This is a genomic window from Rhodopirellula halodulae (assembly GCF_020966775.1).
GTDB lineage: Bacteria > Planctomycetota > Planctomycetia > Pirellulales > Pirellulaceae > Rhodopirellula > Rhodopirellula halodulae.
Map to the genome: position 1 here is coordinate 1784871 of NZ_JAJKFV010000029.1, position 14615 is coordinate 1799485.

Consider the following 14615-nt stretch of genomic DNA (forward strand, 5'->3'; position numbering starts at 1 on the left):
TCGGAGGGATTGGAATGGGTGGGATGCCAAAGGGAGCTTGTCAGCACTCAAACGCAGTTGGCACGCGTGCGTGTTCAGCTGCGACACAAGATCGGGGTCAGTGGGTAATGATGAATTCTTTTGTGTTGACCAACGCCCACATCAAAGACTCAAGCCCAACTTTCGGAGTCGCTGACTCGGCGATGAATTGCAGTGAAGTGGCTTGCTCATCTTGGTCGGGATACCGAGAAAGTGTGCGTAGGTAGGCGTCGTCAACGATTTGTTCCATCGTCAAACTCGATTCGCTCGGTTGGTCTTGTTCCAATCGTTGCAGCTGCCAATTGTCAGGGGCCTCGAGCAGATCTTTCAGCTTGGGAGCCTCAAAGCCGTACTGGTTCAGCTTTTGAACGACACGTTCGTATTCGGTCTGCAGACGCTCTCGATTATTTCGTCTTTGTTTCGGGCTTTGCTTTGAGAATCGTTTGATCTTCGCGACGGTTTGGTTGCGAAACTGTTCCGCTCGTTTTTCAATTTGTGTATCCCCACCCGCGGCGTTTGGATCCAAGCCGAGTGAACGCATTGATTGAGCTACCCAGCCGTCCTTCGTCTCCAGATTGCGGTACATCTCAAAATCGTTTCGCAGGTAGATCGACTGCAACAAACTGGGGGAATCGCTGCGATCGCAATCGCAATTACTTTCGCGTTCGGATTGTCCAAACACCTGCAAAGCAAAGCTTCGGTTGTTTCGGTTTTGCGTGACACCATTGGCAATCGCCATGTCTTGCATTTCGTCACGCATGCGATCAGCGACATTGCTTGATTGGGTCGCCAAACGAACCGCATCATGGATGACTTCTGCAGGAAGTCGGCGTGGTACATGGCGAGCAAAGTTGCGTTTGTCGTGTTGGTTGCTCTCGTTGACCTCCATGCTGCGCTGGTAGGCGTGGCTGGTGGTGATTGTGCGAGACAGCCACTTCAGGTCAAAGTCATTCTCAATGAAGCGAGCCGACAATTCGGAAAGCAAAGCTTCGTTGCTGGGGGCGTTCGCCAAATTCATATCGTCGGTGGGATTGATGATTCCGACACCGAAGTAATTGGCCCACACACGGTTCACGATGGCTCGAGCAAAGTAGGGATTGGCATCATCGCGAAGCCATGCCATCAGCTCGGATCGCGGATCATGGTCGAGCGGTATAGCGCTAGATTGTCCCAGCACGAGACCTGTTGGTACCTTGAATTGAATCGGGCGTTTGTTGTTCTTGGCTTGTGCTTTGGCTCGGCGACGCTGGTTTTGCAGAGCATTGTTATTGAACACCAACTCCGGGAAAGGAACGGTTTCACCGTCGCGAGCCGCCTGATAGATCTTGCGTCGAAGATCGCCATTGCGAAGCTTCTTTTCGCCAGTGATCTTGGCGATCAGTTCATCACGGTCTTCTCGAGAGTCGCGTGCGACCGTGTTGGGACGAGCTTCGATGCTTTGAAACAGTTTCGCGAATTGATCGAAGTCGTCCTTGGACCATTGGTCAAAGGGGTGTTTGTGACACTGGGCACATTCGATCCGAACGCCAAGGAATGAATAGGCGAAACCGATCGCTCGTTCTTCTGGTTTTTGGAAGTTGCGTCTCGCCCAATACAGCGGCATTCCGCTACGATCGGCAAACATGGATTCGTTGCCCGGTTTGCACGCAGCCGTCATTGCTTCGCAGTAGTCGAGATAGCTCTCGTCATTCTCGCGATTGTCTGCCATCACAATGCCTTCGACAATTTCGTCGTAGGGAACATTGTCATCGAGGCGGACTCGCAGCCATTCGTACCACAATCGAGATGCCGATCCTCGGATGGGAAGTGCATTGTTGAGCTGCACGTCGCTATTGCCAGTCCAATCCGCAAAGCGAGTCGCCCACCAAGCCGAATAGCCAGGAGAGTCTAACAGTTGGTTGATCAACTTCTCACGTTTGTCCGGTCGTTTGTCCGCCAAAAAGGAACGGACGTCCGCGGCGGCGGGAAGCGTGCCTGTGATGTCCAAACTGGCGCGGCGAATGAAGTCGGAATCGGAGCAAAGACCCGACGGTGTGATGCCAAGTTTCGCCAGCTTTTGTTCAACGAGTTCGTCAACGAAGTGATCCGACTTTGCGGGACTGGGAATGGGATCGTTCACCTCGACCTTGCGAATCACGGATACCGGCACAACGGCTCGGTCGTAAGCGACGACCACATGGGTGTCGCCGGTTTCACCAGAGCCCACTCTTCCGTCATCGGTGATCGTTGCGATGGCTTCGTCGTTGGTGGTGAAGCGACACAGATCCGTCACAATTTCTTGGGTGCCATCGGCCCAATGGGCGATAGCTTGGAGTTGAACGGTTTCGTCGAGATCACGGAACTGAATTTCAGCGGGGTGAATTTCCAGCCGTTCAATCGTTTGGACGTTTTTCGGGTCGAAGTTGGCGCCGGCTGCGATCCAATTTCGCAGCGTGTGATATTGCCAGCTTCCGCGATCGAGCCGCTTGCCGCCTTCGTGGATATCCGCGTCGGTTGGTTTGGCAAGGATCAAGCTTTCCGAGACATCATCGGGATCCACTCGTCCCGTATCAGGATCCAGGAGTGCGTCATGGTCGGCGCGAAAGTCATATCCAAACAGAGAAAGCTGAAAGTCGCCGCGGCCTTGAAACGATCCGTGGCAAGCACGACCGTTGCAACCCAAACGACCAAGCAACGGGGTGATATGTCGTTGGAAATCGGGAACTTCTTTCGTGTCCGCGTGTGCCAGTCGATCCGAAAGCGGTGGCAATGGCTGAGAGGCTGCGGGTGGAGCAGAATCCGCCGATGGTTCCGCGGCTTGTGCGGTGGCTTGCCAACCGACGATGCCCGCTACGAGCATCCCAATCGCGAAACGAAGTGTGTTGGCGGGAACGCGACTTTGCCAATGACAATGGACCACGGGGTCTCCTCGAATTTCGCTGCCATCACGACCATGGAAGGCAACCACCGGAACATTCCAGAGGTGGTGTGCCACGGTTTGAACGTCTTTCGTCGTTCAAAGTACCGTGACAAACGGCCGGTGGGGTGAAAGAAATTCGAAAAATCAGTGCTCGAAGGGGCTCGGATTGAGCGTTCTGTGGTCGTTCCGGTGCTGATCTCTCCCTTCGGCGGCATGCATCGTGATGGGTGCAGGCCCATCAACGATCAATGGCCGACGCACCATCCCGCCGGCCAGAGGCAGTGTGGTTGATCGCTCAGGTCGTTTCTTTGCCCTCGTCGTCTTCGTCTAAGAAATCAAGGTCGAACTCTTCGACCTCGGCTTCTGCGGCTTTCGGTTCGTCGGAATTCTCGAGCAACTCTTCGACGTTGTCCGCGGTCAGGTCGGATGCGTCATTGATGGTGATGAACTCTTCTTCGTCGTTGTCTGAGTCGGAACCGTCGACGGGAAGCGTGAATTCGCCGGTCGTTGGATCGGATTCCAATTGCAGTGATTCGTCGTCGGGGCTGAAGGAGGATTCACCACGAAGTTGCGTGATTTCAGGAGCTGGTTCTTCGTCATCCAGCAAGTTGCCCACATCCAAGGATTCCTCTTCCACCAAATTGGCAAGGTCTTCGGCCGAGGTCCCTTCTGGTGCGGAGTCATCGATCAGTTCGACATCCTCGACGCCCAGTTCTTGCACTTCCTCGTCGCCCGGCAAGGCGTCAATGTCCAGCGAAAGGTCGTCGTCGGACGAAGGCTCGGCGGCGGGCGAGTCGGTGTCCAGAGTTTCTGGCACTGACGTCTCCGGCGTGTCGAATGAATCAACAATCTCCGTCACACCCGCGACGGCGGTGGCGACACCGAGTGCACCTGGAATGCTGGGCGATTGGGCTTCGTCTGATTCAGCTTCACCAGCAAGTGGTGCGGCGGCACGTTCCGGGCGAGGAAAGATTTCCTCCACGTTGTCACGAAGGATACGTCGACCGAGTTCGACAGCACGCTCAACGGACCAACCGCGTTGGCCAACAAACTGGTCTGACAAAACGCCGCTCAAGACTTGGCGATACATGTCAAATTTGGGCCAGATGAATTCGAGCTTGTATGCGTCGCTGTAGTAGCCAATTTGTTTGGTTTGAGGAATGGCTTCCAAACGCGCGGCGGCGTCTCGCGAAATGAAGGATGGCGTGTTGCTGTACCACCAGTGGCCATTGGCAATCACGTTGGGGAAGATCCACGCGTAGCTAACCAGTTCCTGATTGGTCACGCTGGCGAGCACTGAGATCGGGAACTTCACGTTCGGGAATGAATTGAACAATTCGCGATACTGGATCAGCGACACTCGCGAATCGTAGAGGTCTTGGCCTTGGAAGACGCCCTCGGGATAGACCTGGCGATTGACGCCGATCATCAAGTCAAAGGGCAATCCGAATTCGTCACACAGTTCGGCGAGCGTCCAAAATACTCTGCGCGACAACGCGTCACGATGCGAAGCGTCTGCAGCCAAACCTTTTTGCAGCACCGCGTTCAGGGCCGTTGACGCACGTCCGTCAGGGACGGGAGTTGGTGCGAACGACGGTGGGATCGAAATCGCACAGGCGCGAGCACCTCGGCTGACAAAGTGTTCAAAACGTTGCTTCAAGCTGGAACGGAGTGATTCCAAACTGCCATCGAGTTCAATCCCGGTGCAAGTGGCCAATCGACCGCGGACCTCCGGTTTGGCCAAATGAAAGACCAAGTCGTCCGTCCGCAGGCACGGGATGTAGGTGTCGGTGTCGAAGCCATCCAACGCATCGTCGAAATCGTTCGTTAGAAAGACCGCTTGGACGTTGCTTTGATCCAGCACCGTTTCGGACCACTGCGCGGACGCCATGATTTGTTCGCTACGGTCATAAAGGGCTTCCCAATTGTTGAGATGCAAACGGTCTTCTTCGAAACCGAAAAACGTGCGACAGATCTCAATCAGCCAACTGTACTGAGCTGTGTTCTCCAGCGGTTGAAGCCCACCGACCAAACGCTCGACCAATTCTTTGGGGCCGATGGAAGGATCTTCAATCCGAGACTTCGGCATACCCGAGGAGTGCGCCAGTTCGGTGTAGTAGTGGTAACCCAACAGATCCGCCAAGGTCGACGAGGCGGGTGAGTGCGGGTTGATGTGCGAGTGAGGGTCAATCAACCGAATGGACGTCAACGCTTCGTAGATTTCCGATTTGGGTCCGTTGTTGACGTTGGACGATTCTGACATGGGGATTGGCATTTAGGAGTGGTGTGGATCGGTCGCCACAGGATACTCACACTTGCGATTCGGATCGACCATGGAAAGGCGCTGACCGTCCAGGCTTCCTCAAAAGCAAACTCCAACCGGTGGGTGTTTGACAGCGAAGACGAAATGCGGGGCAACTTCCATGTCTGCATTGGGATTTTCCATGTTACACAGAGATTGTTTGTCGTTTAGCGGCTTGGTTGTTCCGCTAGAGTTGCTCACCAGCCCACCATGCAAGACACAATCGGCGGGAATTCAGGTGGCGGCAAGACTGGTTCCACCAAGGAATGTTTTCGCCAGACCCACCATCCGAAACCGGTGCTGAACCCAAGGCAAACGAGATAAACGATCCAAATCAGCCAACGCGATCGGTTCGATGGGACGGGCGACGAGGATGCCTCGTAAATTTGGATCACCCAATTGGCTTGCTGTGACGTGCTTAGCTGGCCGAGCGGAGTCTGCTGCAACGCCGCATGAATGTCTTCGATTCTTTCGGGCGGAACCGACTTGGAACGTGGTCCTTGGTTTGGGTCGCTCGATGGAAGGTTGTCGCTGCTGACCTCGCGAGAATCTGCTTTCGTGTGTTGCGATGCGAAGTTGGACAAGCCAGCGAATTGTCGGCAGAGCCGAGATGTTCGGATCGCCAAAGGCAGTGTCGCTAACAGTGGGGCGAGAAGCAGCAACAGCAGAGGTTCGTTGATCGCAATCGCAAGTGACACAACGACGGCAATCGTTAGCAGTCGGAGAGCCAGTTCTCGTTGAACGGATGGACGGGCGAAAGTGGTTTGAATGATCTTGCCGCCATCCAAAGGAAGCAGCGGAAGCAGGTTCATCCAATTCAGTAGCAACGCCAGTCCGCCTAGTTCGAATCGCCAGTTCGATGCGCCGAGGAAGGGGAGTCGGGTGGTACCGGCTTCTTTCACGGACTCAGAGATGACGGCGTCAATCGACAGCAACAACACCGCCAGCAAAATTCCCGGAACGGGGCCGGCGAAGTAAACGAAGGCTCTCTTCCACGCGGGCAAGTGAAGAGCATGTCCGCTGACCGCGGCGCCAAGTAGCGGAACAAACATCATCCGCAGTCGTCGGTAGCCAAACCGTTTCATGGCCAGCAAATGGCCGGCCTCGTGAAGCAACAGGATCCCGACGAGCATCGAGACCAATCGCGCGTCCCACCAGAACGAAGCCACGGCGACGAAGAGCAAGATGGAGGCAATCGATCGCAGCGATTGCTTCAGCGAACTTTGTGAATCCGATTCCAGAGCGCGGACGGCCGTGATCAATTGCTGCGTGTCCGATGCGGACACGTTTCAGCAGCCTTCGGCGATCGGTTGTCCGTCCGCATTCTTGGGTGCGGAAACAAGCTGAGATGGTTCCGAGTCCGAGCGAAGTTGTGGGCCGGCGACTTCAGGGCCAATGTGTGAGAGTTGATTGTTCTCGTCGACAAACACGAGACGAGGTTGATGAGTCGCCGCATCGGCCTCTGGCACCATTGCATAGGCCGCCAAGATCACGTGATCGCCAGGGCGAATCAGGTGAGCCGCAGCCCCGTTGGCGCAAACATCACTCGAGTTTGGTAGGCCCTCGATCGCGTAAGTCTCCAACCGAGTTCCGCGAGTCACGTTCCAGACGTGCAAGGACTCGTAGGGATGGATCCCTGCGGCGACCAGCAGTTCAGGCGGCACCGTCAGGCTGCCTTCGTAATTCACGTCCGCTCCGGTCACCGTTGCCCGGTGAATCTTAGCGGCCAGCAATTTTCGGTAAGGTGCGTCCACCGACTCAGTCCAACAAGTAAGGCTTCAATCGTTCGATTGTGTTGTCCGATCCGATTTCCAGTTTGCCGAAGCCTCGTTCCGCGCCTTCTTGCATGGCGGTTTCTTGATGCTCGTCGTAATTGGTGACCAGCATCACGGGGACTTCGGACAGTTCCGGATCGGATTTGATTTGTTTGATCACATCGAGACCATCTGAGTAGTCGCGATCCAATTTCCGATTCACCGTGACCAAGTCCACTTTGCGATCTCGCAGCATCTTCAGGGTGTCTTCGGCACCGTGGGTTTGCAAAACCGCCGCATCGAAGTGGGAGGTCACCATCTGGCGGATGGCATTGAAATCGGGGCCGCAGTTGCCACAGTCGACTAAGGTTTTTGCCATCGGGTGTTACTTCTCCGTCGAGGGGGTTGCAGGAAAGGTCCCTGGGACGATCGAACCGAAACATCCAGGTTTAACTGCGCAAGGGGGAATGAACAAGGTGCAGCCTGCATCCAACCAGACGATGCGGCTGCGAGATTCAATCAGCAACGCATGCGCCATTTGACATGAAAACTGCCGGTCGGGGGTGCGTCCACCACGGACAGGGTGACTTCAGCGGACAAGTTCGTGATCGCGAATCCAACGCTGCATATCGGCTTGGATCTGCGACGGTGATCGATCGTCGCTCAAGGAAGGAGAGGACGCGATCGACAGTTCTTTCGCCAGCATTCGCAGGGCCATGCCGTGTAATTGCTGAAGCAAGTGGTCGCGTTCTGCGACGGCTTGTCGCAAATCTGCTTTTGTGGCGCGGGATTCCGGCGGGGCGGGTGCTCCTTCGATCAAGAACCGCTCAATCCAATCTCGATCGGGATCGACCGGTCGTTTGCAGCTTCGGCAGGTTTTGACCATGAGAACTGTCACGTCAGCGGCGGTGGCACTGACCTTGGCTAGCAGAAATGGATAGGAAGAGGCGTTGAGCAAAACACCGGGCGAAGACGATCCCAGCATCCATGTCGATTTTCGGAATCGCTCACAGTATCTGGTAGATGAATTCTAGCACGCGAATGGAACGCGGCCACGAACGGCTTCGGCGACCTCACATCGGCCCCGGGGCACGCGATCGCTTTCAAAAGCAATCCAACCTAACAGGCCGGCAAAAGAAGAGCAGCGAGCAGAGCCGCTGCATCCGGCAAAAGAAAATCGGGGCGACACGATTCGAACGTGCGACCTTCTGGTCCCAAACCAGACGCTCTGCCAGGCTGAGCTACGCCCCGATAAGGCGTTTTCAGACTCCGATGTCCGCCGCGAAACGGCGTTGGTGTCTGAGAAGGCGAGAGATTAGCGAACGATTCGATTTCTCGAAAGTCCACTTCGGAGTTCGAAGCCACAGAATTTTTTGGAGGCTTCGAATCATTCCGATTGGCTCATTGCTGCTGTTGTTGCGCCATCGGTTCGCCGGTGCCAAGCTGCGCCAGGACTTGCAAAATTCCGTTCAGGTGCGCCATGCGTGGTCCGAAACGGTCGATGAATTCATTCAGCATGTATTCGCCCTCGACCAAGTGCTCACCCGAATCGTCGATCTCCTCGGTCAGCGTTTGCAGAAACTCCGTTTGCACTTCGCTGAGCGTTTCCGCAGCACGGCGGCAGGCACGCGAAAGTTGCGGGTTGGCGTCTTTCCACTGCTGCAATTCGCCCGCACGTTGCTTGTGCATCGCGGCGTTCTGTTGAACCAATTCGGTCAGCAATTTGTTTTGTTGCTGTTGAGTGGCGACCAACTGACGCAACAACCCGACGGTCAATTCTTCGTGGGAGACTGGCACACCTGCATCCGTTTCTGCTGAGACATCAATGCGGAAAACTGGCGAGGCGGGGTTGTCGTCGTAAGACATTGGGGATGATTCCGGTTCGGGTCCGATGTGTCCTGAGCGATGATGACCCGAGTATAACCACGCCGAAAAATGTTTGTCGAGCAAAAGCAGATTTTCGGGTTTCGCCGATAATCCATAGGCGACATTTGGACACGATCACGCCGATCCCGATGAGTCTGATGACAAACCGGGATGGCGAATTCTCGCAAGTTTTGCGTTCGGCGACTTTGCTGGATTCAACTGGCCACGTGCATTCGCGCGTGGCCAGTCGAAGCGATCAGGTCAGGACCGCGATGATCACTTGGCCGTTTGCAAAAACGTTTTCCAGGACGCGTAACGAGGATCATCCATCGAATGTGTCATCAGCGGATTGAACCGAGGCTTGACCGGACGTGAAAGCAATTTCATTCGTGCCTGCTGTGGTGTGCGGCCTCCTTTGCGACTGTTGCATCGCAGGCAGCAGCACACAATGTTCTCCCAAGTCGTGCCACCGCCGTGGGACCGAGGAACTACGTGATCCAGGCTCAGCTTGTGAGTCGGTTCCGCTTTGCCGCAGTACTGACACGTGTGATCGTCTCGGGCAAACAGGTTCTTTCGGTTGAAGCGAACCGTCTGGGCTGGCATTCGGTCGAAGCGAGTCAGTCTTGCGATCCGTGGGACTTTCAATTCAAAGCCAACGGCTTGGATGTATTCATCGTCTGGTTGTTTTTGAGAAGAAGCCATTTGGCTCAGTTCACACCAGCTATCAAAGTCATACCCAACGAACTGTCCGTCGTCGTTGTCGATGACCTCCGCACAATCTCGGTACAACAGCGTCAATGCTCGTCGAACATTGACCACACGAATCGCCATGTAGAAACGATTCAGCACCAGTACGTTGGTTTCTAAAACCCGTCCGCTCATTGCTGCGTCAGTCCTTTCCTCGATCAGAAAGTTGGCTTCGTAGTTGCTCCATCGTAGCGTTTGGGAAACGAGGAAACCACATTTTCGTGGCTTCGACGAACAATCACTCCATCTTTCTGCAACAGGACGGGGCTGGTTCCCAAGTCGCTTATGAGACCGGAAATTACCGGGTTTGGTTCACACGTGCGTGACCAAAAAGCCTTTCCACTTCAATTCTTCCGATAGATTTCACAGCATGATCGATCTGCAACGTTGTCTTCTGCTGGTAAGCGTGTTGGTGGCGATTGGATGCGCTCGCCAGGTAACAGCACAAAACGAGTTTCCGCGTCAAGTTGCGATGGGGACACTCGGGGGCAGGCCAATCGTGCTCGCTCAGGGCACCGACGTTTTGCCAACCGATCCAGCGATCCGCGAAGCAGCCAACTCCGACACGGAAGCCGACAAGTTGGTTGGCGTTGAACCAGAGAACAAGGAAGCGAGGAAGAACGAATCAGACAATCGCGAAGCAGGCGCAGTCGCGGTCGGTTCGACCTCTTCCGAGGCAACGGAGTCGCAGTCGGGCGGGTTTTGGGGCTGGATCACGGAGGCTCTGGTTTGGACTCGCGACACCATTCGTGATGTGTTGATGCCGTTGGGCGTGGTGGCGTTGGCACTGGGGTTAATTTTGTTTTGCTTCGCAGCCTGGCTGCTCAATTTGGTGGCATTGCCTGGCAATTGGTTGGCGATCGCGATGATGGCGTTTTATGTCTGGCTGGGGCCGGAGGAAGGTCGTTGGCGGTTGGGATTGTTTTCGCTGGTGGTCGCGTTTGCCCTGGGATTGGTGGGTGAGTTGATCGAGTTTTTGGCCGGTGCGATGGGAGCGAGCCGAGCGGGAGCCAGTCGTCGAGCGACCCTAATGGCGATCATCGGATCAATTGCCGGTGCGATCCTCGGCGGCATTGTCGGATTGCCGATTCCTGTGGTCGGGCCCGTTTTGGCCGCGATTTTGTTCGGCGGGTTGGGAGCCACCGCCGGGGCAATGTTCGCGGAATGGAACAACGGGAAACCGTGGAAAGAGAATTGGCGGATTGGTCAGGCCGCGTTTTGGGGGCGGACGGCCGGCACGGTGGGGAAAATGCTCGCGGGATTGGCTGTTTTGGTGGTTTGCGTGGTTGGGGTGCTTTTCTGAGCCGCAGGTTTGTGGGCCGTTTCACGCGATCGAACTAGGATTTCGGCCCGGTTTTGGCTAGTCTTGACGCTTGGAAACGACGTTTCACCCGTCCATTGGTCTCAACTTCTTTCGCTCCCGGCATCACGAACATTCATGCTCAAAGCACTCGAGCTGGCCGGTTTCAAGAGCTTCGCTGATCGGACGCGATTTGATTTCCCCGACGGCATCACCGTCGTGGTGGGGCCGAACGGCTCCGGTAAATCAAACATCGTCGACGCGATGAAATGGGTGCTGGGCAGTCAATCCGCGAAGAGTCTTCGTGGGAAAGACATGTCCGATGTGATCTTCAAAGGCTCGCAGACCCGTGGGCCGGCCGGTGCCGCGGAAGCCACGATCATCTTTGACAATTCCGGCGGTCAAATGCCGGTTGACGCGCCGGAGGTTCACGTCACGCGGCGGGTGTATCGCAGTGGCGAAGGCGAATACCTGATCAACCAACAGGCCGTCCGATTGAAGGACGTCAAAGCGTTGATTCGCGGAACGGGAATCGGCATCGATGCTTACAGTTTGATCGAACAGGGCAAAGTCGATCGCATGCTGCAAGCCAACGCAAAAGATCGTCGAGCCATTTTCGAAGAAGCCGCGGGGATCAGCCGTTTCAAAGCGAAGAAGGTCGAAGCCGAACGGCGACTGGAACGCGTGCAGTCAAACTTGACGCGGTTGGGCGACATCGTTGACGAGGTCGCGACTCGACTGAAGACACTGAAGAGCCAGGCAGGAAAGGCGGAGCGATATCGTCAAGCGAGCGATCGCTTGAAAGAGCTGCGCACCGTGGTTGCCTGGAACGATTGGTTGACTTTGTCGGCTGAGTTGCAAAACGCCACTTCGCAGTTGGAAGCGGCTCAGCGAGAGCACCGTGAAGCGGACGCGCTTCGTGAGTCGCTCGAGGAACAGCGACAAGCCGCCGAGATGCAATTGCAAACCATCGCGGAAGCGGCTCGCGAGGCGGAGCAGAACCGCAGCGAATTGTCCGGCGAGATCGCGAGGATCCAAGGTCGCCGTGAATCGGATCAAACGACCTTGGTCGAGCAACGTCGCACGCTGATCGGTCACTATCGACGTTTGCGTGCGATGCGGACCGAGGCGGGATCGGCCATCGCTGATTTGCGTAAAACCATCGCCGAGTTGGAGGTGGCGGAATCGGAATTGGCGGAGGTCCAAAATCAGAAGGAATCGATCGCTGCTCGCCGCGACGCCGAGCAAACCGCGGTGCACGAGATCGAAACCAGACGGGACGATTTGCAACGAGAGCACTTGGCGTTTGTCCGCCGCGTCGCGGAGCATGAAGCCAACCGAGGACGTGTGGCTCAGCAAATGCGCGAAGCTGCGCGAGCGTTGGAAGAGATTGCACGCAACTCGATCGCCGCCGACGAAGCGTTGGCCGCGGCGCAGTCCGACCACGATGCTGCGGCGAAGAATGTTGAACAACTGAAATCGCGAATCGCGGACGCACAACGCGAAGTTGAAATCGCCGACGCGAAGGTCCGCGAGACTCGTCGTGTGTTGGAGCGGCGTCGAGAAGAAATTGGCTCGCTGAAAATACGTTTGCAGGGCATCACCGAACGAGCCAAGGTGCTGGAGGAACTGCAGCAAAAGCAAGAAGGCGTCAGCGGCGGAGTTCGCGAAGTTTTGCGAATGACCGATCCTCGTTTGAAGCAAGACTTGGTCGGGATCGTTGCCGATTGTTTCTCGGTGGACCGTCAGGTGGCTCCGTTGATCGATGCTGCACTGGGGCCACGCAGCCAATACGTGATTGTTCGCGGCGGATCGGTGGGCGACGCGATCAGCCGCGGCGAAATTAAAATTGGCACCCGCGTGGGGATCATCCGTTTGGATGAGCTGCCCAACCGCCGTCCGGGAGACAAGATTCGCTTGGACGGATTGGCGGGTGTGATTGGGCGAGCGGACAAGATGATCGATTGTCCGGAGGAGCTGGAACCACTTTGTCGACACTTGCTGGGCAACACCTGGTTGGTCGACACGTTGGCCACGGCGATTGGGCTTCGCAAACTGTCTTCGGCTGGCCTGCGTTTTGTCACCGCATCAGGGGACTTGTTGGACAACGATGGGTCCAGCGTGGTTGGGCCTCCGGGTGGTGAAACTGGTTTGGTCAGCCGACGCAGCGAGCTGGCCGCGGCAAAGTCAGAGATGCAGCACTACAGCTACCAAATTGAGGAAGCCGAGAAAGAAGTCAAACGATTGACCGGTGTCGTCGATAGCGAAGCTGCTGAGTTGGGTCGGCACGAACAGTCGATGCGAAACTGGATCACGGAACATGCCGCCGGCGAAGCGAAGTTGCATCACGTCGCCGAGCGTTTGTCCGCGAGGCAGTTCGCCGTGGACGAACTGAAACGGTCGTCCGCCTCGCATTCAGAATTGCTGGATACCGCGAAGCTGCAAGACGCTGAGTTGGAAACATCCATCCACGACGGAAAGCAACGCATCGAGAGCTTGGAAGCGGAACGAACGGAGGTTGATGAGCGATTGACCGTCGCATCGGCTCAGCTTCGGGAGGTGCAGTCCGCGGCGATGAGCATTTCCGTGGAAGCGGCTCGGATCGAACAGAAAGTCGAATCGCTGACGATCGCGGCGGATGTGGCTCGCCGAGACCAGAGCCAACGTGAGGCGGCCAATCAGGAAGTTCGCGAAGCCATGAAGGGCACCCGACAGCGGATTGCCGAGATCGAAACGCGAATTTTGGAAGCTGACAATCGTTTGGCTGAGTTAATGATCGCGATGGAGTCCGCCGACGCTCAACTGCAAGCACTGGCGGCCGAAGCCAATCGCGAACGCGAAGCGACGCGGCGCGTGCAATCGGAATCGCAAGCGGCCATCAAAGCCGTTGCCAAGGCAACCGAATCCGTGGCCACAATCAGTTCGGCTCGCGATGCCGCGGCGCTGAAGCAGACCACATTGGCGGATCGGATCGCGGAGGATTACCAAATTGATCTGCGTGGTGACGAGCCGCCGGAGGAGTTGGCTGAGATCGATGACCGCTCGGCGGTGGACGATGAAATCAGTCGACTGCGGGCTCAGGTGCAGAACGTTGGTTCGGTCAACATGGAAGCTTTGGAGGAACTCAATGAGCTGCAAGTTCGTTACGACGAACTGCATGGCCAGTATCAAGACCTGACCGCCGCCAAAGATTCTCTGCAGCGAGTGATTGCTCGGATCAATTCCGATTCTCGACGGTTGTTCTTGGATACGCTGGAAGCCATCCGAATCAATTTTCAGAAGCTGTATCGCAAATCGTTCGGCGGCGGGCACGCGGATTTGGTTTTGGAGGAGTCCGACGATCCCCTGGAGGCCGGTGTCGACATTGTTGCGACGCCACCCGGGAAGCCAAGTTTCAGCAACTCATTGCTCTCCGGTGGTGAGAAAGCGTTGACCGCCGTTGCGTTGTTGATGTCAATCTTCCAGTATCGTCCCAGCCCGTTCTGTGTGCTCGACGAAGTGGATGCACCGTTTGACGAAGCCAACATTGGCCGGTTCGTCACCGTGTTGACGGAATTCTTGGATCAGTCCAAGTTCATTGTGGTGACACACAGCAAGAAAACCATGACGGCCGCCACGACTCTGTACGGGGTCACCATGCAAGAGTCCGGGGTCAGCAAACAAGTTTCGATTCGGTTTGAAGATGTCAGTGAAGACGGACAAATCAACGCCGCGTAAACGCGATTTCTT

10 protein-coding genes and 1 tRNA gene are annotated in these 14615 nt (G+C 56.0%); 2 read left to right on the forward strand and 9 right to left on the reverse strand.

All coding sequences use genetic code 11. The features are described 5' to 3' along the window. Positions 1–97: 97 nt before the first annotated feature. From LOC70_RS19435 to LOC70_RS19475, 9 genes are all read right to left on the reverse strand, one after another. Positions 98–2857, reverse strand: a complete 2760-nt coding sequence (locus tag LOC70_RS19435; RefSeq protein ID WP_255716482.1) for a DUF1549 and DUF1553 domain-containing protein — start codon at positions 2855–2857, stop codon at positions 98–100. Between the two features lie 355 nt (positions 2858–3212). Continuing rightward, positions 3213–5180, reverse strand: a complete 1968-nt coding sequence (locus tag LOC70_RS19440) for a glucuronate isomerase (protein ID WP_230255638.1) — start codon at positions 5178–5180, stop codon at positions 3213–3215. Positions 5181–5416: 236 nt separating this feature from the next. Then, entirely contained in the window at positions 5417–6505 is a 1089-nt protein-coding gene (locus tag LOC70_RS19445) for a site-2 protease family protein (protein WP_230255639.1), read from the reverse strand. Positions 6506–6508: 3 nt separating this feature from the next. Beyond that, positions 6509–6973, reverse strand: coding sequence for an aspartate 1-decarboxylase (gene panD, locus LOC70_RS19450; RefSeq protein ID WP_230255640.1), 465 nt, complete (start codon positions 6971–6973; stop codon positions 6509–6511). Positions 6974–6977: 4 nt separating this feature from the next. After that, complete coding sequence (locus LOC70_RS19455; RefSeq protein WP_230255641.1) at positions 6978–7352, reverse strand: response regulator; 375 nt, start codon at positions 7350–7352, stop codon at positions 6978–6980. A gap of 210 nt (positions 7353–7562) precedes the next feature. Continuing rightward, on the reverse strand, positions 7563–7958 hold the full coding sequence (locus tag LOC70_RS19460; protein WP_230255642.1) for a hypothetical protein: 396 nt from the start codon (positions 7956–7958) through the stop codon (positions 7563–7565). 192 nt (positions 7959–8150) lie between these two features. Then, positions 8151–8224: transfer RNA gene (locus tag LOC70_RS19465), tRNA-Pro, on the reverse strand. Positions 8225–8374: 150 nt separating this feature from the next. Further along, on the reverse strand, positions 8375–8839 hold the full coding sequence (locus tag LOC70_RS19470) for a hypothetical protein (protein WP_230255643.1): 465 nt from the start codon (positions 8837–8839) through the stop codon (positions 8375–8377). Between the two features lie 276 nt (positions 8840–9115). Then, positions 9116–9721 carry an HNH endonuclease gene (locus tag LOC70_RS19475; protein WP_230255644.1) on the reverse strand — a complete coding sequence of 202 codons (606 nt, stop codon included), beginning with the start codon at positions 9719–9721 and terminating at the stop codon, positions 9116–9118. A gap of 235 nt (positions 9722–9956) precedes the next feature. Between LOC70_RS19475 and LOC70_RS19480 the strand changes: the two genes are divergently transcribed. After that, complete coding sequence (locus LOC70_RS19480) at positions 9957–10889, forward strand: DUF456 domain-containing protein (RefSeq protein ID WP_230255645.1); 933 nt, start codon at positions 9957–9959, stop codon at positions 10887–10889. Positions 10890–11024: 135 nt separating this feature from the next. Further along, on the forward strand, positions 11025–14603 hold the full coding sequence (gene smc, locus LOC70_RS19485) for a chromosome segregation protein SMC (RefSeq protein ID WP_230255646.1): 3579 nt from the start codon (positions 11025–11027) through the stop codon (positions 14601–14603). Positions 14604–14615: the final 12 nt, after the last annotated feature.

Bases quoted from the DNA above. Each gene is read 5' to 3' on its own strand.
- LOC70_RS19435 (WP_255716482.1), bottom strand. From the start codon at position 2,857: ATGCTCGTAGCGGGCATCGTCGGTTGGCAAGCCACCGCACAAGCCGCG.
- LOC70_RS19440 (WP_230255638.1), bottom strand. From the start codon at position 5,180: ATGTCAGAATCGTCCAACGTCAACAACGGACCCAAATCGGAAATCTAC.
- LOC70_RS19455 (WP_230255641.1), bottom strand. From the start codon at position 7,352: ATGGCAAAAACCTTAGTCGACTGTGGCAACTGCGGCCCCGATTTCAAT.
- LOC70_RS19460 (WP_230255642.1), bottom strand. From the start codon at position 7,958: ATGCTGGGATCGTCTTCGCCCGGTGTTTTGCTCAACGCCTCTTCCTAT.
- LOC70_RS19470 (WP_230255643.1), bottom strand. From the start codon at position 8,839: ATGTCTTACGACGACAACCCCGCCTCGCCAGTTTTCCGCATTGATGTC.
- LOC70_RS19475 (WP_230255644.1), bottom strand. From the start codon at position 9,721: ATGAGCGGACGGGTTTTAGAAACCAACGTACTGGTGCTGAATCGTTTC.
- LOC70_RS19480 (WP_230255645.1), top strand. From the start codon at position 9,957: ATGATCGATCTGCAACGTTGTCTTCTGCTGGTAAGCGTGTTGGTGGCG.
- smc (WP_230255646.1), top strand. From the start codon at position 11,025: ATGCTCAAAGCACTCGAGCTGGCCGGTTTCAAGAGCTTCGCTGATCGG.